Source organism: Falsiroseomonas frigidaquae, from assembly GCF_012163145.1.
Classification (GTDB): Bacteria; Pseudomonadota; Alphaproteobacteria; order Acetobacterales; family Acetobacteraceae; genus Falsiroseomonas; species Falsiroseomonas frigidaquae.
On the sequence record NZ_JAAVTX010000006.1, the window covers coordinates 449,087 to 471,516 of the forward strand.

The 22,430-nt window shown below is 67.8% G+C and carries 18 protein-coding genes; 7 read left to right on the forward strand and 11 right to left on the reverse strand.

Annotated elements, in window-relative coordinates:
• Positions 1-48 precede the first annotated feature (48 nt).
• Genes HB662_RS21665 through HB662_RS21675 form a run of 3 tightly spaced genes read left to right on the forward strand, consistent with a single transcriptional unit; the run spans position 49 to position 2,588 of the window.
• Positions 49-1,005: a carbohydrate ABC transporter permease gene (locus tag HB662_RS21665; protein WP_168052668.1), complete on the forward strand. Its 957-nt coding sequence runs from the start codon at positions 49-51 to the stop codon at positions 1,003-1,005.
• Positions 998-1,909, forward strand: coding sequence for a carbohydrate ABC transporter permease (locus HB662_RS21670; protein WP_168052670.1), 912 nt, complete (start codon positions 998-1,000; stop codon positions 1,907-1,909). Before HB662_RS21665 ends, HB662_RS21670 begins: the two co-directional genes overlap by 8 nt.
• Positions 1,910-1,967: 58 nt before the next feature.
• Complete coding sequence (locus tag HB662_RS21675) at positions 1,968-2,588, forward strand: flavodoxin family protein (RefSeq protein ID WP_168052672.1); 621 nt, start codon at positions 1,968-1,970, stop codon at positions 2,586-2,588.
• 4 nt (positions 2,589-2,592) lie between these two features.
• Here the strand turns inward: HB662_RS21675 and HB662_RS21680 are convergent, their stop codons facing one another.
• Positions 2,593-3,354 (reverse strand): SDR family oxidoreductase, encoded by a 762-nt coding sequence (locus HB662_RS21680; RefSeq protein WP_168052674.1) that lies wholly within the window; start codon positions 3,352-3,354, stop codon positions 2,593-2,595.
• 109 nt (positions 3,355-3,463) lie between these two features.
• Between HB662_RS21680 and HB662_RS21685 the strand changes: the two genes are divergently transcribed.
• On the forward strand, positions 3,464-4,507 hold the full coding sequence (locus HB662_RS21685; protein WP_168052676.1) for a C-terminal binding protein: 1,044 nt from the start codon (positions 3,464-3,466) through the stop codon (positions 4,505-4,507).
• 33 nt (positions 4,508-4,540) lie between these two features.
• On the opposite strand, the gene HB662_RS21690 is transcribed toward HB662_RS21685, so the two are convergent.
• A complete protein-coding gene (locus HB662_RS21690; RefSeq protein WP_168052678.1) occupies positions 4,541-6,634 on the reverse strand; it encodes a rhamnosyltransferase WsaF family glycosyltransferase in 2,094 nt (697 codons plus the stop codon).
• 42 nt (positions 6,635-6,676) lie between these two features.
• Entirely contained in the window at positions 6,677-7,375 is a 699-nt protein-coding gene (locus HB662_RS21695) for a sulfotransferase family 2 domain-containing protein (protein ID WP_168052702.1), read from the reverse strand.
• Between the two features lie 277 nt (positions 7,376-7,652).
• On the opposite strand from HB662_RS21695, the gene HB662_RS21700 reads away from it, so the two are divergent.
• Entirely contained in the window at positions 7,653-9,086 is a 1,434-nt protein-coding gene (locus HB662_RS21700) for an NAD-dependent succinate-semialdehyde dehydrogenase (protein ID WP_168052704.1), read from the forward strand.
• A 46-nt stretch (positions 9,087-9,132) separates the two neighbouring features.
• Here HB662_RS21700 and HB662_RS21705 read toward each other — a convergent pair whose 3' ends face one another.
• The 3 genes from HB662_RS21705 to treZ form a co-directional block, all read right to left on the reverse strand.
• A complete protein-coding gene (locus tag HB662_RS21705; protein ID WP_168052706.1) occupies positions 9,133-9,444 on the reverse strand; it encodes an HU family DNA-binding protein in 312 nt (103 codons plus the stop codon).
• 96 nt (positions 9,445-9,540) lie between these two features.
• Positions 9,541-12,225 carry a malto-oligosyltrehalose synthase gene (gene treY, locus HB662_RS21710; protein ID WP_168052708.1) on the reverse strand — a complete coding sequence of 895 codons (2,685 nt, stop codon included), beginning with the start codon at positions 12,223-12,225 and terminating at the stop codon, positions 9,541-9,543.
• Positions 12,222-14,003, reverse strand: coding sequence for a malto-oligosyltrehalose trehalohydrolase (gene treZ / locus HB662_RS21715; protein ID WP_245185797.1), 1,782 nt, complete (start codon positions 14,001-14,003; stop codon positions 12,222-12,224). Before treZ ends, treY begins: the two co-directional genes overlap by 4 nt.
• Before the next feature lie 182 nt (positions 14,004-14,185).
• Between treZ and glgX the strand changes: the two genes are divergently transcribed.
• Positions 14,186-16,387, forward strand: coding sequence for a glycogen debranching protein GlgX (gene glgX / locus HB662_RS21720; protein ID WP_209443438.1), 2,202 nt, complete (start codon positions 14,186-14,188; stop codon positions 16,385-16,387).
• 33 nt (positions 16,388-16,420) lie between these two features.
• On the opposite strand, the gene HB662_RS21725 is transcribed toward glgX, so the two are convergent.
• From HB662_RS21725 to HB662_RS21745, 5 genes are all read right to left on the reverse strand, one after another.
• On the reverse strand, positions 16,421-16,846 hold the full coding sequence (locus tag HB662_RS21725) for a response regulator (RefSeq protein ID WP_168052712.1): 426 nt from the start codon (positions 16,844-16,846) through the stop codon (positions 16,421-16,423).
• A gap of 55 nt (positions 16,847-16,901) precedes the next feature.
• Positions 16,902-17,843 (reverse strand): L-histidine N(alpha)-methyltransferase, encoded by a 942-nt coding sequence (gene egtD / locus HB662_RS21730; protein WP_168052714.1) that lies wholly within the window; start codon positions 17,841-17,843, stop codon positions 16,902-16,904.
• On the reverse strand, positions 17,840-19,042 hold the full coding sequence (egtB, locus tag HB662_RS21735; RefSeq protein ID WP_168052716.1) for an ergothioneine biosynthesis protein EgtB: 1,203 nt from the start codon (positions 19,040-19,042) through the stop codon (positions 17,840-17,842). The genes egtD and egtB overlap by 4 nt, the downstream gene beginning before the upstream one ends.
• 59 nt (positions 19,043-19,101) lie before the next feature.
• Complete coding sequence (locus HB662_RS21740) at positions 19,102-20,052, reverse strand: dihydrodipicolinate synthase family protein (RefSeq protein ID WP_168052718.1); 951 nt, start codon at positions 20,050-20,052, stop codon at positions 19,102-19,104.
• Between the two features lie 96 nt (positions 20,053-20,148).
• Positions 20,149-21,159, reverse strand: a complete 1,011-nt coding sequence (locus tag HB662_RS21745; protein ID WP_168052720.1) for an aromatic ring-hydroxylating dioxygenase subunit alpha — start codon at positions 21,157-21,159, stop codon at positions 20,149-20,151.
• A gap of 226 nt (positions 21,160-21,385) precedes the next feature.
• Here HB662_RS21745 and HB662_RS21750 point away from each other — a divergent pair, with 226 nt between their 5' ends.
• The gene (locus HB662_RS21750; protein WP_168052722.1) at positions 21,386-22,417 is read left to right on the forward strand and encodes an ABC transporter substrate-binding protein; all 1,032 of its coding nucleotides are present in this window, start codon (positions 21,386-21,388) and stop codon (positions 22,415-22,417) included.
• Positions 22,418-22,430: the final 13 nt, after the last annotated feature.

The following is a 22,430-nucleotide window of genomic DNA, read 5'->3' on the forward strand; positions in this document are numbered from 1 at the left end:
GCGGCGCCCGCATCACGCGGGCGCCGCTTCGCCTTACGGGAAACCACCATGTCCGCGACAACCGCCGCGCCGGTCTGGACCAAGATGCGCCCGAAACAGGGCGCGCTCTCGCGGCTGTTCGACTGGAAGCCGTTCCTCGCCTTCATCTGCCTGCTGCCCGCCGCCGGGCTGCTGATGACCTTCCTGACCTATCCGCTCGGCCTGGGCATCTACCTGGCCTTCACGGACACCACGATCGGCCGCCCCGGCATCTGGGTCGGGCTGGAGAATTTCATCTGGCTGGCGGAGGACCCGATCTTCTGGAACGCGGTGTTCTACAGCGTCTTCTACACCGGCGTCGCCACCATCGGGAAATTCGCGCTCGGCCTGTGGCTGGCGCTGCTGCTGAACCAGCATCTGCCGATGAAGTCGCTGCTGCGCGCCATCATCCTGCTGCCCTGGATCGTGCCGACGGTGCTCTCCGCCATCGCCTTCTGGTGGATCTACGACCCGCAGTTTTCCATCATCTCCTACCTCTTCATCGAGATGGGGCTGCGCGAGACCAATATCGATTTCATCAACACGGCCTGGCCGGCACGCTGGTCGCTGATCGCGGCCAATATCTGGCGCGGCATCCCCTTCGTGGCCATCTCGCTGCTCGCCGGGCTGCAGACCATCTCGCCCTCGCTGTACGAGGCGGCGCTGCTGGACGGGGCGAGCGGGTGGCAGCGCTTCCGCTACATCACCTTCCCGATGCTGCTGCCGATCCTGGCGATCGTGATGACCTTCTCCATCATCTTCACCTTCACCGATTTCCAGCTGGTCTACGCCATCACGCGCGGCGGGCCGGTCAATTCCACGCATCTGCTGGCGACACTGGCCTTCCAGCGCGGCATTCCGGGCGGGCAGCTGGGAGAGGGCGCTGCGATCGCCGTCTCCATGATCCCGTTCCTCGTCTTCGCCACGCTGTTCAGCTATTTCGGCCTGGCGCGGCGCAAGTGGCAGCAGGGAGAGGGCAATGACTGAGGCCGCCGCCGTGAGCACCGAACCCAAGGCGACCAACAGTTCCTCGGCGCAGCCGGAGACGATGGCCTGGGACAGCAAGTCCCGCCGCTTCGTGCTGCTTTACCTGCCGATGTTCTGCTTCCTGATCATCCTGCTGTTCCCGTTCTACTGGATGACGATCACCGCGTTCAAACCGAATGCCGAACTGTACAACTTCGCCGAGCACAACCCGTTCTGGATCACCTCCGCCACGCTGGACCATATCCGGCTGCTGCTATTCGAGACGGCCTATCCGAGATGGCTGATGACGACGATGCTGGTGGCGGTCTGCTCCACCGTGCTGTCGCTGTTCGCCAGCACGCTGGCCGCCTATGCGATCCAGCGGCTGCGCTTCCAGGGCAGCCAGTATGTCGGCCTCGCCATCTACCTGGCCTATCTCGTGCCGCCCTCGATCCTGTTCATCCCGCTGGCCACCATGGTGTTCCAGCTCGGCCTGTTCGACACGCCCTTCGCGCTGATCCTGACCTATCCGACCTTCCTGATCCCGTTCTGCACCTGGCTGCTGATCGGCTACTTCAAGTCGATCCCCTTCGAGCTGGAGGAATGCGCGCTGATCGATGGCGCGACGCGGGTGCAGATCCTGTGGCAGATCACCCTGCCGCTGGCGGTGCCCGGGCTGATCTCCGCCGGCATCTTCAGCTTCACCCTGTCCTGGAACGAGTTCATCTACGCGCTGGCCTTCATCCAGAGCAGCGAGAACAAGACGGTGCCGGTGGCGATCCTGACGGAGCTGGTGACGGGTGACGTCTACCAATGGGGTGCGCTGATGGCGGGGTCGCTGCTGGGCTCCCTGCCCGTCGCGATCTTCTATTCCTTCTTCGTCGACTACTACGTCTCCTCCCTCACCGGCGCGGTGAAGGAATAGCGGCGGGAACCGGATCGCCGGAGCGGCGCTTGCGTGGCGCACGTTCCGGAGATCCGCCATGCCCCTCAAGGCCATCGCCCTCAACTGCACGCTGAAATCCGACGCCGGCGAGGCGTCCTCCACCGATGCCATGCTCGCCATCGTCAACGCCGCCTTCGCGAAGCAGCAGGTGGAGGTGACGGAAACCGTTCGCGTCGCGGCGCTGAACATCAAGCCGGGCGTCACCTCGGATGAGGGGCCGGGCGATGACTGGCCGGCGCTGCGGGCAAAGATCCTGGCGGCCGATATCCTGATCTTCGGCGGCCCGATCTGGCTCGGCCAGCCCAGCAGCGTCGCCAAGCGGGTGCTGGAGCGGATGGACGCCTTCATCTCGGAAACCGACGACAGGGGCCGCATGCCGAGCTACGGCAAGGTCGCGGTCACCGCCATCGTCGGCAACGAGGATGGCGCCCATGCCTGTGCCGCACAGATCTACCAGGCGCTGGGCGATGTCGGCTGGACCATCCCCCCCTCGGCCAGTTGCTACTGGGTGGGCGAGGCGATGGGCGCGGTGGACTTCAAGGACCTCGACCCGGTGCCGGAGAAGACGCAGCAGACCGCCGCCATGATGGCCGCCAGCGCGGCGCATCTGGCGCGGCTGTTGCAAGCCGCGCCATATCCCGGCCAACCCGGCGACTGATGCGCTACAGCTTCTGGTTCAGCGCCGCCACATAGCTGCGGTTATGTGTCGGCGTGATCCAGACCTCGTTGATCGTCACATGCTTCGGCAGGCAGACGATGTAGCGGATCAGGTCGCCGACATCCTCGGACTGCACCATGCGGGCGCGCTCCTCCGAGCTGACCGGGTTCGGCCGCTTGTCGAGGATCGGCGTTGCCACCTCCCCCGGCAGCAGCGCGCAGCTGCGGATTCCGTTGACGCCTTCCTCCATGTTGATGGTGTGGCTCATCGCCACCACGCCGTGCTTCGCCGCAGTGTAGCCGGCGCCCGAGAGCATGGAGATGTTGCGCCCGGCCATGGAGGCGGTGTGGATCAGCACGCCATCCTTCTGCGGTCGCATCAGCGGCAGCGCGACGGTCACCGCATAGAAGGCGGAGGCCAGGTTGCCGCGCACCAGCTCATCCACCCCATCCGTGTCCAGCACGGCCCAGCGTCGCGGCTGGATGTTCAGCCCGGCATTGTTCACCAGGATATCGAGCCGCCCGAACTTCTGCTTCAGGAAGGCGCCCACCGCCTTCACGGCGGCGGCGTCCATCATGTCCGCAGGCTGCACATGCGCGCGGCCACCCTTGGCCGTGATGCGCGCGGCCACGTCCTGAAGCGGTGCGCTGCGGCGGCCGGTGAGCACCAGCTCCGCGCCTTCCTCCGCCAATGCCAAGGCGGCGGCCTCGCCGATGCCGCTGCCCGCACCCGTCACCCACGCCACCTTGCCCTGCAAACGCGCCATGTCGCTTCCTCCGTTTGTCATCAAGGACGCAACGCTAGCAGCGCCCCGCGCGCTTGTCGGCCCCCGGAACGCATGCCAGCCTGCGTCCAACCAAAGGGGAAACGCAGCCATGTCCAAGCCGAAAATCCTGACGCCCGCAGGCGCCTCCTTCACCACCGCCGGCGGCGGCTACGGGCTGGAGATGGAAGCGCTGGAACGGCTCGGCGCCGAGATCGTGGAATGCCCCGCGACCGAGGAAGGCTTCATCGCCGCCGCACCGGAAGCCGATGCCGTCTATGCCAAGGGCATGCGGATCTCGGACCGCATGATCCAGGCGCTGACCAAGGCCAAGGTCATCACCTGCGCCACCGTCGGCGTGGACTACGTGGACGTGGTGGCCGCCACCGCGCGCAACATCCCCGTCACCAACTGCCCCGACACCTTCATCGAGGAAGTCGCCGACCACGCCATGATGCTGCTGCTGGCGACGCATCGCCGCTGCATCGAGCAGGACCGCATGGTGCGCGAGGGCCGCTGGGCGGAGGGGCGCCCGCAATTGCTGAACGTGCCGCGGCTGATGGGCCAGACGCTGGGCTTCGTCGCCTTTGGCCGCGTCGCCCGCCTGGTGGCGATGCGCGCGAAGGCCTTCGGCCTGCGCATGGTGGCCTACGACCCCTTCGTGGATGAGCTGACGATGTCCGCCCTCGGCGTGGTGCCGGCCAGCCTGGATGAAGTGCTGGCGCAATCCGACTTCGTCTCGATGCACGCGCCGGCGACGCCCGATACCGGCCACATGCTGACCACGCGCCACTTCGCGAAGATGAAGCCCAACGCCATCTTCATCAACACAGGTCGCGGCCCCACGGTGGATGAGGCGGCGCTGACCGAGGCGCTGCAATCGAAGCGCATCGCCGGTGCCGGCCTCGATGTGTTCGAGGTGGAGCCGGTGAAGACCGACAACCCGCTGCTGGCGATGCCGCATGTCATCCTGTCCCCGCACAATGCCAGCGCCTCCGCCCGCTTCGACGAGGCGCGCAAGCGGCGTGCGGGGCAGGAGTTGGCACTGGTGCTGTCCGGCCGCTGGCCGATGTCCTGCGTGAACCCGACCGTCCTGCCGAATTCGGGGCTGCGCCGGTGGCAGCCCTATGCGATGGAGCGCGGGCCGAATAGCTGAGGGCGGACGCATCGCGCCACCGCCGGTGGCGCGTCAGCTTGCCTCTTCGTCGCGAGCTTCGTCGCGGAAGAATTGCCAACTGAAGCGGCGGTCGATCAGCAGGGCCAGGTGGGTGAGGAATTCGTCATGGAAGACGCACTCCCACCCGCCAAGCCGCGTGTCCGGGAAGGCGGCGTCGGGTGGCGCCGGCGCGGTCTCCTGCGTGTTGCTGCGGCGCACTGCTTCGCGCAATGCGTCGAGCGCGGCGTCCACCGTCCCCTCAAAGACAATGATGTTGTTGGACCGCCCCTGGATATAGGTCGCCTCCCGCCCAGGGAACGCGTTGGTGACGACTAGGGCGCCCGCGTTGGCGATCTCGTACGGCAGAAGGCTAGGGTGCGGCGCGTACATGAGACTTAAGCCGATATCGACCGATCCGATCAGCTTGGCATATTCCTCGGCGTCAATCTTGTTCAGCACTTCCATGGACCAGCCTGCGCCCAGGGAGATGCGGTAGGGGCCGGCCAGCGCGCCGAGGCCGATAAAGCGCCAAGGGCCAATGAAGATGCCCGCCTCCACGGCCTTGCGCAGGCAGAATACGGCAAGCTCGAACATGTTGCGGCTGGCGTGCTCCTCCGGCCGTGCATAGACGAAGAAGGTGCGCCGGGCACCTTCGCGCCGCGCTTGCCGAGGCACATGATCGCCGGGATGATAAAGCAGATGCTCGAAGGAGATGCTGCTCTCGGGCCACACTTGGCCGTAGACGCCAATCTGGTACTTCTCAAAGTAGGTCTTCAGCAGCGCGGAATTGAACACCCCGATGTGATCATAATAATAGGCACTGTTGCTGAGGAAATGCCAAGCATCGTGCTTGTGGAAGATCGGTTCGTATTCCTGGATCCAGTAGATTGGCCGCTTCCAGTGGGTCTCCGCCGCGAAGTGCCTGGCCCAGTGTGCATCCCAGACGGAGTAGCTGACGAAGACGTCCTGCGGCGAGAAGACGAAGGTCCGGCCGCTTTGAGGCGAGAACACCGGAATCTGGCTCAGGCTGCGGGCGAGGAGCGATCGCTGTCCACTGCGATAGCGGAAGTACTCAACCTGCGATTCCTCCGCTTCGCGAAGGAAAATTCCGACCCGCACATGCCGGGTCAGAAGCTGCTCGATGAACGCGATGATCGAGGCGAAGCCGCCGAAGATGAGATCTGGGTTCAAGAAGGGCAGGACGAACCATACGCGGGTCGTGGCAGCCTCATCCACACTGAAGGCGCAGGGTTCGAGTTTGGCGGCGACCGCATCGGCGGAATGCAGCGCAACGGGCCGCGTCACGCCCGGCGCCGCGGCTTCGAGCGTCGCGGCGAGTTCGAAGCGCGGCAGGCGCCCTTCTCGCTGGCCGGCGATCAGCCAGTGTTCGTAGCCGCAGAGCAGGTAGCCGCGCCCGACCGCGACCGCGATGTCGGGATAGAAGGCGAGGTAGAAGCGTTCGTCGAAGTTGCTGTTGGGCGAATGCCCTTCCCGCGCGCCGCGCGTCACGTAGTGATCGAAGGCCATCTCATGGGAGGCGTCCCATCCAAGATAAGTGCTGGCGTAGTAGCCGGCGTCGAAGAAAGCCCTGAGAAGCTGGAGACGTTCCGGATTGGCGGCTTGGTTTCGCAACTCGGCGGCGTTGTCGTCGGGCCGCCTTCCCAGCCTTCGTCCATACAGGTCGATGAAGCGGCCTACGCTAAGTTGTGGAAAATCGGCCAGGAAGGCGGCGCATTCCGGTTGCTCCGCGAGATAGGCGGCTTCGTCCACGGGCATGGGTACTTCCCGTTGAGGAACGAAACGCATACGTGAATGCCAGTCCGCGTTCGGCGGCCGACCCTCGAAGATGCCCCAACCGGCAAAGTGATGAAGGCCGGATCTGAGGACATCCTTGCGAAGCTCCGCAAGAATGTCGGGGTTGTGCTGGAGGTAGAATATCTCATCGAACAGCTTCGGGCGCGCAACGCCATGCTGCTCGATCCGGTCGCGATAGATCCGCAGAAACAACGCATCATCATCGGGCGCGGCATCCAGGGCCTCCCTCAATGGGACGTCGAACGCGTAGTGGGCAAGCTGGTTCTCCACAATGTCGGAGAGACCCGCCGTATCGTCGCTGAAGCCGCTCATGCCGGTGGTCGGGCTCTTCCACTATCTCGAGATATGGGGAGTCTACGCGTATATCCTGGCCTTCGCGCTGAACATTTCGACCGCCCTACGATAAAGTTCGACGTCCTGCTGTGCCCTTTTATAGATTTCGACCTTCACCGCCTCCGGAAATTCGAATTGATGTTCGCGGGCAGTTCCCTCGTTGCTGCGAGGTAAATTTGGAGGAATGCCAAAATAGCGCTCGATATTCATCGCGCCCACCACGTAATTCAGCAGGGTGAATGAAGCGTGGATGTTTTCGGTGATCATCAGCAGATCATAATCGACCAGATCCAGCCCAGCCAAATGCAGCGTCATCGCATTGCCAATGCCGGCGAGGCCGGCGAAGTCGACAACGCTCATTTCGCCAGAGCGGATGGGTCGGTGCCAGTATGAACCCGGTCCATTATCATTGTATTCATGATTATATTGGCTGATGATCCGGTCGACCGGATGGCGGACGCAACTGATGTACTTGGCGCCACCAAACACCGGCAGATGACGTGTCACGCCAAAATGGCCATGGATGCCCCTGAAAAAGCTCGCGATGAAATTCGCATTCTGCCGGATCAGGGGATCGGGGGTATTGTAGCTTTCACTGGGCGCATAATCGAATAGCACTTTCCGCTGATATACGCGGTCCAGGACGGTCGCGACGGTGGTGCCAGCGGTCTTCGGGATGTGGACCGAAACAAAAAACGCGTGGTCTTGAGGCGGGAGCAAGGCATCCTCCGGAGCCGGACACAATAAATTTGCACCATCATTTACTTCTAGTCAATGGAGACAAGAAACGAACCCGCCCGAACCATCTATTGCGCCGGCCCGACGCGGGAATGCTGCCGAAGGAAATCGCGTTGAGCCGCTGTCGTCGTCTCGGGTTGGTCCGGCATAAGGGGGGGCGCGCCCCCCGATTTCCCACCACGCCTCTCTTGTGCCAGATTCAAGATATGCCACGCCCGGCACGATCACCCGCCGGGCCAAGACGCATCAGGAGACGCGCATGTATCCCGATACCCAGCTTTTCATCGACGGCACCTGGCGCGCCGCACGCGGCGGTCGCAGCCTTCCGGTACTGAATCCGGCCACCGAGGAAGTCATCGGCCAGGTCGCCCATGCCAGCACCGACGACCTGGATGAGGCGCTGGAAGCCGCGGCCCGCGGCTTCGCCACCTGGAAGAAGGTTTCCGCCTTCGACCGCTCGAAGCTGATGCGCAAGGCCGCCGACATCTTCCGCTCGCGCGCGGACGCCACGGCGCAGATGATGACGCTGGAGCAGGGCAAGCCCCTCGCCGAGGCGAAGATGGAGGTGATGGCCGCCGCGGACGTCATCGACTGGTTCGCCGAGGAAGCCCGCCGCGCCTATGGCCGCGTCATCCCGGCCCGCGCCGAGGGCGTGTACCAGCTCGTCATCAAGGAACCAGTCGGTCCCGTCGCCGCCTTCACGCCGTGGAACTTCCCGATCAACCAGGTGGTGCGGAAGCTGTCCGCCGCGCTCGCCACCGGCTGCTCGATCATCGTCAAGGCGCCGGAGGAGACGCCTGCTTCGCCTGCCGAGCTGATCCGCGCCTTCGCCGATGCCGGCCTGCCGAAGGGCGTCGCCAACCTGGTCTATGGCGTGCCGGCTGAAATCAGCGAGTACCTGATTCCGCATCCGGTGATCCGCAAGGTGACCTTCACGGGCTCGACCCCGATCGGAAAGATGCTGTCGGCGCTGGCCGGCCAGCACATGAAGCGGGTCACGATGGAGCTCGGCGGCCATGCGCCGGCGATCGTCTTCGACGATGCCGACCTGGAGCTGGCCGCCAAGACCCTGGCCGGCGCCAAGTTCCGCAATGCGGGACAGGTTTGCGTCTCCCCGACCCGCTTCCTGGTGCAGCAGAAGTCCTACGCGGAATTCGTCGAGCGCTTCACCGCCATCGCCAAGGGGCTGAAGGTCGGCGCCGGCATGGAGTCGGACACGCAGATGGGCCCGCTGGCGCATGAGCGGCGCGTGCCCTGGATCGAGGGCCTGGTGGCCGATGCCCGCCAGCGCGGCGCGGAAGTGCATGCAGGCGGCGAGCGCCTGGGCAACAAGGGCTATTTCTACCAGCCGACGGTGCTGACCGGCGTCGGCAAGGACGCCCGGATGATGAACGAGGAGCCGTTCGGCCCCGTCGCCATGATCGCCCCCTTCACCGACCTGGATGAGGTCATCGAGGAAGCCAACCGCCTGCCCTTCGGCCTGGCCTCCTACGCCTTCACGCGCAGCGCCAAGACCGCGAACGCCGTCGCGTCCCGCGTCGAGTCGGGCATGATGACGATCAACCACCTGGGCCTGGCACTGCCGGAAGTGCCCTTCGGTGGCATGAAGGACAGCGGCTACGGCTCCGAAGGCGGGTCGGAGGCGATCGAGGCCTATCTGAACACGAAGTTCGTCAGCCAGGCCGGCCTGTAGGCCCGAAGGCCGCGGGGGGCGTGCCCCCCGCGGCTTGCGGCCGCAATCAGGCCTTGGCGGCCTTGCGCTTCGCCTTCTTCACGCCCGCCAGCGCCGATTCCTTCAGCGCCTTGCTGGCCTTGAAGCGCACCGTCGCGCCGGCCTTCACGGCCACCTTCTCACCGGTACGCGGGTTCAGCGCGCTGCGCTTTGCCGTCTCGCGCACGCTGAAGGCGCCGAAATCAGGGATCGTGAAGCGCCCGTTCTGGACGATCTCGCCCTTGATGGCGGCAATGATGTCCGCCGCGAGGCGGCCGGCGGCGTTGGCCGGCATCTCGGTGGACTTGACGATGACGTCCGTCAGAAACTTCTTCGACATGCACTGGCTCCTTGCGAGACCGGTCGCATAGCCGGAACCGCGGCGAATGTCAGCGTGCGATTCGTGGAAAGCGGCGGTTTCAGAAAGCCCAGTCGTTCAGCGGCGTCGGATGAAGACCGCCACCGGCAGGTCGCGCAATGCGTCGGAGGCTTTCAGCCCGCCGGATGGACGGATGGACTGCCCTGTCAGCAGGTCCTGCCAATCCGCGGCCTGGCCCGGCCAGTCCAGCGTCGTCGCCTCCCAGGCCGCGTCGCCGGCGAATCGCGCGGCCACCACACGCAGTTCCGTATCGCCGCGCTGCCGGATGAAGCCGCAGAGGCGCTGCGCGGCGGGGCCGCTGGCCTGCAGCGGCTGGTAGCTTCCCTCGGCGTACAAGGTGGGTTCGGCGGCCCGATGCGCCAGCAGCGTAGCGGTCAGGGCAAGCTTCAGCCGCCCGTCGCGCCAATCCGCGGCCATCGCCCGCATCGCCCCAGCCCGGTCCTGCCGCAGCGCCGCCTGTACCGCTGCCAATGCCGCGTCACGCCGCGCATAGTCCACGGGCCTGCGATTATCCGGATCGACCAGGCTGAGGTCCCACATCTCGGCGCCCTGATAGATGTCCGGCACCCCGGGCAGGGTCAGCTTCAGGGCGGTCTGCACCAGGCTGTTCCGCAGGCCGAGCCGGGCCACACGCTCCTGGAAGGGCAGGAAGGCAGCGAGGAAGGGCTGGCTTGCCAGCGCGTGCCGGACGAAGCCGAGCGTCGCCTCCTCATACGCCTGGTCGGGTGACGCCCAGTTGGAGTGGCGCTTGGCCTCCCGCATCGACTTCACCATGGCGCCCTCCAGCCGCTCCACCATCGCCGCGGCGCCGCCATCGGCCGGCCAGGCGCCGAGCAGAAGCTGGTAGAACAGGTATTCGTCGTTGCGGTCCGGCGCGCCCATGCCGTGTGCCGAGCGCAGGATGCGGGACCATTCCTGCACCCGGCTCGCCCATTCCTCCGGCATGCCGGCCAGCACCAGCAGCCGCGCGCGGGTGTCCTCGCCGCGCTTGGTGTCATGGGTGGAGGTGGACAGCATGGCCAGCGGCCAGTCCCGCGCCCGCTCCGTGTTGGCGGCGTGGAATTCCTCCAGCGTCAGGCCGAAATGGTCCGGATGCCCGCCCACCTCGTTCAGCGCCACCATGCGGTTGTAGCGGTAGAAGGCGGTGTCCTCGAGGCCCTTGGCCATGATCGGGCCACTGTATTGCTGCACCTTCATCGCCAGGCGCTGCACCGCATGGCGCGCGAAGCCGCTGCGCGGCTGCGCCACCAGGTCGGTGGTCAGCAAGCGGTGCAGGAAGTCGAAGACGCTGGGGTCGAGGTCCGGTTCCTGCCGCCGCGCCGCTGCGACCGCCACCTCGATCTCGCGCCGGTCATCCGCCGTGGGCGGCGCCGCGGCATCGACATAGGTGCGGTAGACGGCGAAGCCGGCGACGATGGCAGCCAGGCCGCGCGAGAGGATGTTGCGGGTGAAATCGGCGCTGCGCGGGGTCTGCTGCGCGATCTGCGCGGCCCCCTTCGCCAGCATCGCCAGTTCGCCCGCCATCTCGTTCCGCATGATCCGCAGCTTGCAGTCGAGCACGATGGCGTCGAAATCCTGCTCCGCCCCGGTGAAATCGGCATAGAGGCTGCTCAGCGCCGCCTCGCCCTGCGGGTCGACCAGCAGGCCCATCACGAGGTTGGCGAATTCATAGCCGGTGGTGCCCTGCACCGGCCAATCGGCGCGCAGCGCCTCATGCCGCGCCAGGATCTTCTCCACCACCAGGTAGAAGGGCCGCGGCGCGGCCTCGCGCAGCGTCAGCAGGTAGCCCTTGGGGTCGAGCAGCCCGTCCACATGGTCGATCCGCAGCCCGTCCAGCGTACCATCCGCCAGCAAGGCGAAGACCAGGCGGTGGGCATGCTCGAACAGCTCCGGCAATTCCATCCGCAGCCCGGCGAGTTCGTTGATGTTGAAGAAGCGGCGGTAGTTGATGTCGTCCGCCGCGACGCGGAAATGTGCGGCGCGCCAGTGTTGGTCGCGGATCAGCGCATCCAGCAACCCCTTATCCGCATTCAGCGCGGCCACCGCCCGGTCCACCGCGCCGCGCAGCGCCGCGTCGCGGGCCACCATCTGCGCCAGGCCGCCCTGCAGGTCGCGGGCGCGCGCGGCTACCCGCGGGCGCCATTCGGGCAGCCCGGCGAAGGCGTCGCCCAGCCGCTCCAGCGCCGGGTCGTCCTCGCCCAGGACCCGGCCATAATGCAGCGGGCAGATCGGCAGCTTGTGCGTGCCATAGGCCCAGATCGCGAAGCTGCCGGCCTCCGCATCGAAGCGGAGTTCGAGTTGCCCGGCCTCCAGCACCGCGCCGTACTGGTCGCCCAGGAAGGGCACCAGCAACCGGCCCTGCTGCCAGTCGATGTCGAGCCAGCCGGCGAAGTCGGAGGCCTCGCCCCATTCCAGCACATCCAGCCACCAGGGATTGTCCGCCCCGCCGACGCCCATGTGGTTGGGTACGAAATCCAGGATCTGGCCGAGCCCATTCGCCTTGAAAGCCGCAGCCATGGCGCGGAAATCCGCCTCCGTCCCCAGTTCCGGGTTGAAGGCGGTGTGATCGACGATGTCATAGCCATGCGTGCTGCCTGGCCGCGCCTTCAGCCAGGGCGAGGCATAGACATGGCTGATGCCGAGCCGCGCCAGGTAGGGCGCCAGCGCGGCGGCATCCGCGAAGCGGAAGCCCGCATGGAATTGCAGGCGATAGGTGGCGCGCGGCATCACGGCGTCGGTCATGCGGATTCCTCGATCGACCAGCACGTGCTCCAGGGGCCGAGGCCCTCCCCTTCCCGCCAGATCACGCGGCCGGTCTCTGTGGTGCTGGCGAGGGGTGTGTCGGACAGGTTGGTGCGCAGGCGCAGCGTGCCGCCATCCGGCAAGGCCCAGGCGATGTCCACCGCGCCGGGCGCGAGAACGCGCCAGGTGCCGCCCTGCCGGATGCCGGGCAGGTGCGGGATGATCTCGGCGTGGCGCACGGCCAGGATGGCGCGGTGCCAGGCCAGCGCCTCCGCATGTTCCGGCTTCGCCATATCCTCCCAGCCGAGCTTGGCGCTGGCGAAGGTGGCCTCGGCCAGCGGGTCCGGAATGCGTTCGCGCGTGGCGGGGTCGGCGAATTCGGGGAACCGGGCGAATTCGGCGCGGCGGCCCTCGCGCACCGCATCGGCCAGGTCCGGTCCGAAATCGCAGAAGAAGGGAAAGGGCTGCGCCGCGGCCCATTCCTCGCCCATGAACAGCATCGGCACCTGCGGCAGCAGCAGCGCGACGGCGCCCACCGCCCGCACCGCCGCGGCCGGTGCGATGTGCGAAAGCCGGTCGCCGAAGGCGCGGTTGCCGATCTGGTCGTGGTTCTGCAGGAAGGCGATGAAAGCGGCGGGGGGCAGGCCGGCGCTGGGTTCGCCGCGCGGGTGGCCGCGATAGGGCATCATCTCGCCCTGGAAGGCGAAGCCTTCGGCCAAGGCGCGGCCCAGCAGTTCCGTGTTGCCCTGGTAGTCGGCGTAGTAGCCGCTGCGTTCCCCGGTGGCGGCGACATGCAGCACATGATGTACGTCGTCGTTCCACTGCGCCGTGTAATGCGCGGGCGTCAGGCGCGACGCCTGGTTCTCCTCATTCTCCAGCACCAGATGCACCGGCCGGTCCGGCACGGCGGCCCGCACCCGCTCGGCGAGCTCGTCCAGCAGGTGGCGCGGGCTGTCGTCGATGATGGCGTGCACCGCATCCAGCCGCAGCCCGTCGAGGTGGAATTCCTCGATCCAGTACAGCGCGTTGTGGATGAAGAAGTCCCGTACCGGGCCGGCATCCGCGCCGTCGAAATTCAGCGCGGCGCCCCAGGGCGTCTTGTGGCGATCCGTGAAAGCCTGCGGCGCGATGGCGTGGAGGTAGGCGCCCTCCGGCCCGAAATGGTTGTACACCACGTCCAGCAGCACCATCAGCCCGTGGCCGTGCGCCGCCTGCACCAGCGCCTTCAGATCCTCCGGCCGGCCATAGCTGGCATCGGGGGCGAAGGGCAGCACGCCGTCATAGCCCCAGTTCCGGCCGCCCGGGAAATCCGCCACCGGCATGATCTGGATCGCGGTGACGCCGAGCGACGCCAGGTGCGGCAGGCGCTCGATCGCCGCGCGGAAGCTGCCCTGCGGCGTGAAGGCGCCGATGTGCAGTTCATAGACCACCGCTTCCGCCCAGGGGCGGCCGCGCCAGCCGCCATCGGTCCAGCGATGCGCGGCGGGGTCCACAACCTCGCTCGGGCCGTGAACATCCTCCGGCTGATGACGGGATGCCGGGTCCGGTACGCGCAGGCCATCCGGCAGCACGAACCGGTAGCGTGTGCCGGCCGCGGCCTCCGGCACCTCCAGCGCATGCCAGCCACCGGGCTCAGCTAGCATCGGCCGCGGCGTGGCGCCGTCCAGTTCCAGGCCTATGCTGTCATGGGACGGCGCCCAGAGGCCGAACCGGACGCCGCCGCCCGATAGAAGTGTGGCACCGAAGGGCATGGAGGGGGAACGAAGCGCGGAGGTCATGGGCCGCAAACCGGCCGCGGAGGCCTTCGTTCCATCTTGCACCGAAAAATTCTCCTGCCGGGTCGATGGGAACGTTCCGCCCGGTTCAGTGTTGTGCATCGGGTTTCCGTTCCGATCTGGAACGTCGTGGCGAATGGGGATTGTTGATGCGGATACGTAGCTTGGTGGCATCGCCGCACATGATGCGGCGCTCCCGCATCCGTGAGGGGCTGCCCTTCCCGCTGGGTGCCACCTGGGATGGGCTGGGAGTAAATTTCGCGCTGTTCTCGGCGCACGCCACCAAGGTGGAGCTGTGCCTGTACGACGACACCGGCTCGACGGAGCTGGAGCGGATCGAGCTGCCGGAATACACGGATGAGGTCTGGCACGGCTATCTGCCGGAAGCTCGCCCCGGCACCATCTACGGCTACCGCGTGCATGGCCCGCACGCGCCGGATGCCGGGCACCGGTTCAACCCGAACAAGCTGCTGCTGGACCCCTATGCGCGCGCCATCGTCGGCGACCTGACCTGGGGCCCGGAATGCTTCGGCTACCAGCTGGAATCCGGCGACGACCTGACCTTCGACACGCGCGACAGCGGCCCGCTGGTTCCCAAATGCCGCGTCATCGACCCGGCCTTCACCTGGGGCCGGGAACGCAGTCCGGCGGTGCCGTGGGACCGCACCATCATCTACGAGACCCATGTGAAGGGCTTCACCAAGACGCATCCGACGCTGCCCGAGCATATGCGCGGCACCTATGCCGGCCTCGCCTCGCCGGAGGCGGTGGACTACCTGCGCGGGCTTGGCGTGACCGCCGTCGAATTGCTGCCGGTGCACACCTTCGTCAATGACCAGTTCCTGCTGGACAAGGGGCTGACCAACTACTGGGGCTACAACACCATCTCCTTCTTCTCCCCGGGCCGGCGCTACGCGCGCAACCCGGCCTTCGCCTTCTCCGAGTTCAAGGAGATGGTAGCCCGGCTGCATGATGGCGGGCTCGAGGTGATCCTGGACGTTGTGTACAACCACACGGCGGAGGGCAATGAGCGCGGGCCGATGCTGTCCTTCAAGGGCATCGACAACGCCAGCTACTATCGCCTCGTGCACGACGAGCCACGCTACTACATCAACGACACCGGCACCGGGAACACGCTGAACCTCTCGCATCCCCGGGTGCTGCAGATGGTCACCGACAGCCTGCGCTACTGGGCGACCGAGATGCGCGTGGATGGCTTCCGCTTCGACCTGGGGACCATCCTGGGGCGGGAGGCGCATGGCTTCGACGAGGGTGGCGGCTTCCTGGACAGCTGCCGCCAGGATCCGGTTCTGTCACGCGTCAAGCTGATCGCCGAGCCCTGGGATTGCGGCCCCGGCGGCTATCAGGTGGGCGGCTTCCCGCCCGGCTGGGCCGAATGGAACGACCGCTTCCGCGACACCGTGCGCGCCTTCTGGAAGGGCGACGAGGGCAAGACCGGCGATATCGCCTGGCGGCTCTCGGCCTCCGGCGACCTGTTCGACCGGCGCGGCCGCAAGCCATGGTCCAGCGTGAACTTCATCACGGCGCATGATGGTTTCACGCTGCACGACCTGGTCAGCTACAACGACAAGCACAACGAGGCGAATGGCGAGGGCGGCCAGGACGGGCACGACCACAACCTGTCCTGGAACCACGGCGTCGAAGGCCCGACCGACGACCCGGAGATCATCGCCCTGCGCGAGCGCCAGAAGCGCAACATGCTGGCGACGCTGCTGCTGTCCCAGGGCACGCCGATGCTGCTGGGCGGCGACGAATTCGGCCATACGCAGCAGGGCAACAACAACGTCTACTGCCAGGACAACGAGATCGCCTGGCTCGACTGGGCCGGCATCGATGCCAATGGGCGTGAACTGGCCGGCTTCACCCGCAAGCTGATCGCGCTGCGGCAGAACTTCCCGGTGCTGCGCCGCGCCCGCTTCCTGAACGGGGATCTGGACGAGGATCTGGGCATCAAGGACGTCACCTGGCTGACGCCCTCCGGCACCGAGATGGAGGAAGGCCATTGGGACGATGCCAATGCGCGCTGCTTCGGCATGCTGCTGGACGGCCGCGCCCAGGCCACCCGCATCCGCCGCCCGGCCGGGGATGCGACGCTGCTGCTGGTACTGAATGCGCATCACGACGTGGTGGAGTTCTCCCTGCCGGAACCGCCGGCCGGGCAGCGCTGGCTGCTGCTGGTGGATACCAACAAGCCGGGGCTGGATGAGCCGGAGCCCTTCGAATTCGGCCACCCCTACCTGGTGACCGGCCGGTCCCTGCTGTTGCTGGTGCTGCACCCGGAAGCCGGGGGGCGCCTCATCCTGACGGCCGCGCGCACTGCCCTCCTGGCCGGCACCGCCCCGCCGCCCTTCCCCTCCGACAGCTGAGGCCTCGGGCCGGCCCCGGGGGGGGGCCGCGCCTCAGTCGACGAACAGGTGCATCTCCCTCGGCAAACGCCGGGGGGCATCGCCGAGCCGGAGGCGGGCCAGGGCCTCCAGCGCCTGCGGCACATCGCCAGGCGCGTAGGGCTTGGACAGGCAGGCGCGGGCGCCGGTATCCTCCATCTCCTGCCGCCAGGCAGGGCCGTGGCCCGTAGCGTAGAGCACCTGGACACCGCCGGCGGCGAGGGCACGGCCCACCTTCAGCCCGCTGCCCCCCTGGCCGAGATCGAGATCCACCACGGCGAAATCCGGCGCATGCTCGGCGGCGAGGCGCAGCGCCGCGGCTTCTGTCGCGGCGGTGCCGCAGACACGGAAGCCCTCGTCCTGCAGGGCCTCCTCGGCGGCGAGGGCCACCAGCCCCTCATCCTCCACCAGCAGGACACTGCGTGAACGGTTTGGTGGCATGGTGTTTCCTCCCGCTTTACCTTGCCTCAACGCGGAAGGCGGCGGTGAGTTCCGGTCAGGCTTCCAGCAACCAGACGGAAAACATCTCAGCCGGGTCGGACCACATGGTCGCGTCCCGCCAGCCGGCGGCCGCCGCGATCTGGCGCAGGCGGTCGGGGCGGTATTTGTGGCTGCTCTCGGTGTGGATGCTCTCCCCCGCCGCGAAGTGGAACACCCGCCCGGCCACCTGGACCGGCTGCGCGCGGCGGGAGACGAGGTGCATCTCGATCCGCTCCCGCGCCGCGTTCCAGCGGGCGGCGTGGTCGAAGGCGTCGAGGTCGAAATCCGCCCCGGCTTCCCGGTTCAGCCTGGTCAGCAGGTTCAGGTTGAAGGCGGCGGTGACGCCGGCGGCATCATCATAGGCGGCCTCCAGGATCGCCTCCTCCTTCACCAGGTCGGCGCCGAGCAGCATGCGGGCGCCACGGCCCAGCGTGGCGCGGGCACGGGCGAGGAAGGCCACCGCTTCCGGCGGCTCGAAGTTGCCGATGGTGGAGCCGGAGAAGAAGCCGAGCCGTGCGGCACTGCCACCGCCATGCGGCGGCAATTCGAAGGCGCGGGTGAAATCCGCCACCACCGGCCGCACCGGCAGCCCCGGGAAGGCGGCGGAAACCCGCGCCGCCACCGCATCCAGCCATTCGGGCGCGATATCCACCGGCAGGTAGGCGCAGGGCGCTTCCAGGGCGCGCAGCAGTTGCACCGCCTTGGCGCCATCGCCGGGGCCGAATTCCACCACCGCGGCGCCGCGGCCGATGGCCTCCGCGATTTCGGCGCCGCGCTGGTCCAGGATCAGCACCTCGGTCCGGGTCGGGTAGTATTCCGGCAGGCGGGTGATCGCCTCGAACAGCCGGGTGCCTTCCGCGTCGTAGAGCCATTTGCAGGGCAGCGTCTTGCGGGCGGCGGACAGGCCGGCGAGCGCATCGGCGGCCAAGGCGGGGTGCAGGACGGTGACGTCGCTCATGCCGCATCCTCCGCCAGGCGGAGGCCGGTGAACTGCCACCGGGCATCGGGGGGGAAGAAGTTGCGGTAGCTGGCGCGGGGATGGCCCGGCGCGGTCGCCAGCGACCCGCCGCGCAGCACCATCTGGTTCACCATGAACTTGCCGTTGTACTCGCCGACCGCCCCCTCCCACGGCCGGAAGCCGGGATAGGGGCGATAGGCGCTGCCGGTCCATTGCCAGGCAATGCCCTCGGCCTCGGCGAAGCCGGGCAGGCCCGCAGCGGCCTCCCATTCCTGTTCGGTCGGCAGGCGCTTGCCGGACCAGCGGGCGAAAGCGTCGGCCTCGTACCAGGAGATGTGGCGGACGGGCTGGGCCGGGTCCATCGGGCGCAGGCCACCGGGGCCGAAGGCGTGCCAGGCGCTGTCGCGGTTTTCCCAATACAGCGGCGCCTCCCACCCCTGCGCCTGGCAGGCGGCCCAGCCATCGCTCATCCACAGCAGCGGGCTGCGATAGCCGCCATCGGCGATGAAGCCCTGCCATTCGGCATTGGTCACCAGGCGGTTGGCGACGCGGAAGGGGGCGAGGAAGTGGCGATGCCGCGGGGTCTCGTTGTCGAAGGCGTAGCCGATGCCGTCATGGCCGATCTCGACCACGCCCTCCGGCCCCGCCAGCATCGCTTGCGGCGCGGCATCCGTGGCAGGGTCGCGCCAGGCGGCGTCATAGGCCGGGCGCAGCGGGTTGAGGGACAGCGCATGCAGCGCATCCGTCAGCAGCAATTCCTGGTGCTGCTCCTCATGCTGCAGGCCGAGTTCCACCAGATGCAGCGCCTCCGCCGGCGCATCCCGCAGCAGGCGCCCCATCGCCTCGTCAACCGCGGCGCGATAGGCGGTGACGGCGGCGCAATCCGGGCGGGTGATCATGCCGCGCTGCGGGCGCGCATGGCGCGGGCCGGCGGCGACGTAGTAGCTGTTGAACAGCAGCGCATACTCCTCCCGAACCCTGGTCGCGCCGGGCAGGAAGGGCAGCAGCAGGAAGGTCTCGAAGAACCAGGTGGTGTGGGCGCGATGCCATTTGGTCGGGCTGCAATCCGGCATGGACTGCACAACCTGGTCCTCGGGCGACAGCTTCGCGGCCAGTGCCTCCGTCCTGGCGCGGACGGAACGATAGCGGTCGAGGAGATGCTGCGCGGCCGGGCGCGGCCCCGCGGAGATCTGGTTCATTCTGCGACGACGCTCCCGGTTCAGCGCCGGGAACGCAGAGGCACCCTTCGGGTTGCGCGCTACGCCATCCCGGCGAGGCGCCGAAGCGCCGGGGAAAGCGGCGCCGGCTGGTCCGCCAGCGGGCCGAGCAGCGCGGCGAAACGGCCGATCTCCTCCAGGCCGAAGGCGGAGACGGCGGGTTCCGGCAGCCTTGGATGCACGGGGTCCAGCCCCATCCGCAGCGCCATCAGCCGCTTGCCATATGCCAGCAGCAGCGGCAGGGAGCGGGACATGAAGACGATGATGGGCAGGATGGCGCGGTGCAGCGCCTCCGCCCGCTCCGTCTCGCCCGCCGACCACAGCCGCCAGATCGCCACCTGCGCGTCCACCAGCTCCGGCGCGGGTATCAGGCCCTGGCAGCCGCTGCGCAGCGCCGTCGGCCATTCCAGCCCGCCATGGCCGGCGAAGACGTCGCAGCTCCGGCTCGCTTCCAGCGCGAAGGCGGCGACGGAGACCGCGGCACCCTCCGCCTTCATGAAGCGGATGTTCGGGTGGTTGCGGTGCAGCGCCAGCAGCGCGGAATCGGAGACGGAGACATCCATCATCAGCGGGTTGTTCTGGATGCCCACCGGCAGCACCGCGCGATCCGCCACGGTGCCGAGGAAGCGCAGGATCTCGCTCTCCGCCACGCCCTTCACCGGCGGCGGCTGCAGCACCACCCAATCCGCCCCGCGCGCCTTCGCCTCCGCGATGAAGTCGAGCTGGCCGTGCACCGAGACCTCCGCCACCGTCGCCATCAGCGGCACGCGGCCGGCGATGCGGGCGGCGGCCCATGCCACGATGTCGAGGCGCTCCGCGGTGGAGGGCCGGAACACCTCCGTCACCAGGCCGAGCACGGCGATGCCCTGGCAGCCGGCGGCGAGGCACAGATCCACCTGGCGCTCCAGCGCCGCGCGGTCCAGCCGGCCATCCGGCTGGTAGTAGGCGTAGAGGATCGGGTGCACGCCCGACAGGCGCGGCAATGGCGGCATGGCGCTGGCTTTCCCTCCGTTGCCGGAAGGCTGGGGCCCGGCCGGCGCCGCGGTCAAGCCGGCAGCGGATCCGCCCCCGGCTCGTTCAGGCGGAGGTCAGGCGGGCTGCGGCACCTTGGCCTCGGCGGCGATCATCTGCGCCAGCATCCGCCGCATCAGCACGCCGGGGCGGTCGCTCGGCATGTTCATCTCGATGCCCGTCTGGTCCAGCGGCACATCCGGGTCGGTGGATTCCAGGATGTCGCGGTCCTCATTCGTCACGATGCGGTCGAAGGCGACGACATCCGCCGCCTTGGCCTGCTCCTCCGTGTCGTTGCGGAAGACGAATTGCACGACCATGGAGCTTCCGTCGTCGATCGGCGTGGCGCAGGTGACGATGGAGTGGGACAGGCCGTTCGGATAGACGATCCGCAGCTTGCGCAGGAACGGCGCGTACCAGCGGCCGCGCATGTGGCGGATGGTGGTGTCGCTGTCCATGTTCAGGACCTTCTTCTGGATCTCGGGATTCCGCACCGGAACCTCCGTGATCATCATGAAGCCGTCCGCGTGTTCCTCGATCTCCAGCTTCGCCGGTTCCGGGTGCCCCTGGTCGCCGAAGCTCGCGCGGTGGACGAAGGCGAAGTGGGCATTGTCGAAACTGTTCTCCATCAGGCGCAGGCCGGCGCAGTTCCAGACCTCATGGAACTCGTCGATGCGGCGGAAGCCGAGGCCCTCCTCCTCGAAATCCGGCAGCGGATGCAGCGGGTCCTCCAGCGCCACCCAGACATGGCCGTAGCGCAGCGCGGCGCGGTAGGCAGGCACGCGCATATTGGTGGCGCCCTGCCGGTCCACGGGCCGCTGCGGCACGCGCATGACGCGGCCATCGGCGGCGAATTCCCAGCCATGATAGCCGCAGGCGAGGCGGCCGGAGGCGTAGAAGCCCTTGGAGAGCCTGGCCGTGCGATGGCAGCAGCGGTCATCCATGGCGGCCGGGTTGCCGTCTCCGTCCAGCCAGATCACCAGGTCCTGGCCGAGCAGGCGGAAGGGCTTCGGCCCCTCGGCCAGATGGGCCACCGGCATCACCGGGTACCAGAAGCGGCGCAGCAAGGGCGTGGCGGTGGCGAGCATCGGGTCGATCCCTGCGGGGAATACGGCGCCAGCCTGCAAATCCGGCCCGGACGAGGCAAGCGCCGCATGGACCGCCGCGCGACAATATCGCCCATTCCATCACCACCCAGCACAATGCAAAGGCAAATTCAGCCTGTATCGCCGATGCTTCGGGCAGACGGGCCTTCCACTGCCCGCGCTCCCCTTGCTAACAGCGCCGCAACCACAACCTCCCGGGACCGTCATGATGCGCCGCCGCCAAGCCCTTGCCCTGATCGGCTCCGCCGCCCTCGCCGCCCGCGCGGTGCAGGCCCCCGCTGTTCATGCACAGTCGCTGACCAATGTCCGCTTCAGCCTGGACTGGGCCCTGCAGGGCCCGCAGGGCGCCTTCGTGCTGGCGCTCGATCGCGGCTATTTCCGCGAGGCGGGGCTGAACGTCACCATGGATCGCGGCTTCGGCTCCGGCGACGTGCCGGTGAAGATCTCCGCCGGCGCCTATGATGTCGGCGTCGCCGACCTGAACCCGACCATCCGCATGAAGCTGGAGCGGCCGGAGAGCGACCTCTTCACCCCCTTCATCATCCATGACGCCACCGCGCTGGCCGTGATGACCCTGCGGCGGGAGAATATCCGCACCCCGGCCGATCTGGTGGGCAAGACGCTCGCCGCGCCGGAATCCGATGCCGGGCGGCAGTTGTTCCCCGCCTTCGCCAAGGCCGCCGGCTTCGACCCCGCCTCCGTCCGCTGGCAGAGCGTGACGCCGCAGCTGCGGGAGCCGATGCTGGCGCAGGGCCGGGTGAACGCCATCACCGGCTTCATAACCTCCGGCATCTTCTCCCTGCGCGGGCTGGGCGTGGCGGAGCAGGACATCGTGACCATGCTGTTCAGCGATGTCGGCGCCGATTTCTTCGCCACCTCGATGATCACCACCCGTCGCTGGGCCGCGGCCAACCCCGCCGCCGTCACCGGCCTGATCCGCGGCCTGATCCGCGCGCAATACGACAGCCTGCGCGACCCGGGCGCCACCATCGCCAACCTCCGCCGGCGCGAGCCGCTGACCGACGTGCCGCTGGAGACGGAACGCCTGCGCATGGCGCTGGACCGGCTGACCTTCACGCCGCGCGTCCGCCAGGTGGGCTTCGGCCAGGTGGACACGCAACGCCTGCAGCGCAGCATCGACGCGGTGCGGGACGCCTTCGGCATCTCGCGCCCGCTGCCGGCCTCGGATATCTACGACCCGTCCTACCTGCCCCCGGCCGCCGACCTGCGGCAGGCCTGAGGCGCATCGCGAA

Coding starts and splice junctions, on each gene's coding strand:
- HB662_RS21665 (WP_168052668.1), top strand. CDS start 49: ATGTCCGCGACAACCGCCGCGCCGGTCTGGACCAAGATGCGCCCGAAA.
- HB662_RS21670 (WP_168052670.1), top strand. CDS start 998: ATGACTGAGGCCGCCGCCGTGAGCACCGAACCCAAGGCGACCAACAGT.
- HB662_RS21675 (WP_168052672.1), top strand. CDS start 1,968: ATGCCCCTCAAGGCCATCGCCCTCAACTGCACGCTGAAATCCGACGCC.
- HB662_RS21680 (WP_168052674.1), bottom strand. CDS start 3,354: ATGGCGCGTTTGCAGGGCAAGGTGGCGTGGGTGACGGGTGCGGGCAGC.
- HB662_RS21685 (WP_168052676.1), top strand. CDS start 3,464: ATGTCCAAGCCGAAAATCCTGACGCCCGCAGGCGCCTCCTTCACCACC.
- HB662_RS21690 (WP_168052678.1), bottom strand. CDS start 6,634: ATGAGCGGCTTCAGCGACGATACGGCGGGTCTCTCCGACATTGTGGAG.
- HB662_RS21700 (WP_168052704.1), top strand. CDS start 7,653: ATGTATCCCGATACCCAGCTTTTCATCGACGGCACCTGGCGCGCCGCA.
- HB662_RS21705 (WP_168052706.1), bottom strand. CDS start 9,444: ATGTCGAAGAAGTTTCTGACGGACGTCATCGTCAAGTCCACCGAGATG.
- treY (WP_168052708.1), bottom strand. CDS start 12,225: ATGACCGACGCCGTGATGCCGCGCGCCACCTATCGCCTGCAATTCCAT.
- treZ (WP_245185797.1), bottom strand. CDS start 14,003: ATGACCTCCGCGCTTCGTTCCCCCTCCATGCCCTTCGGTGCCACACTT.
- glgX (WP_209443438.1), top strand. CDS start 14,186: ATGCGGCGCTCCCGCATCCGTGAGGGGCTGCCCTTCCCGCTGGGTGCC.
- HB662_RS21725 (WP_168052712.1), bottom strand. CDS start 16,846: ATGCCACCAAACCGTTCACGCAGTGTCCTGCTGGTGGAGGATGAGGGG.
- egtD (WP_168052714.1), bottom strand. CDS start 17,843: ATGAGCGACGTCACCGTCCTGCACCCCGCCTTGGCCGCCGATGCGCTC.
- egtB (WP_168052716.1), bottom strand. CDS start 19,042: ATGAACCAGATCTCCGCGGGGCCGCGCCCGGCCGCGCAGCATCTCCTC.
- HB662_RS21740 (WP_168052718.1), bottom strand. CDS start 20,052: ATGCCGCCATTGCCGCGCCTGTCGGGCGTGCACCCGATCCTCTACGCC.
- HB662_RS21745 (WP_168052720.1), bottom strand. CDS start 21,159: ATGCTCGCCACCGCCACGCCCTTGCTGCGCCGCTTCTGGTACCCGGTG.
- HB662_RS21750 (WP_168052722.1), top strand. CDS start 21,386: ATGCGCCGCCGCCAAGCCCTTGCCCTGATCGGCTCCGCCGCCCTCGCC.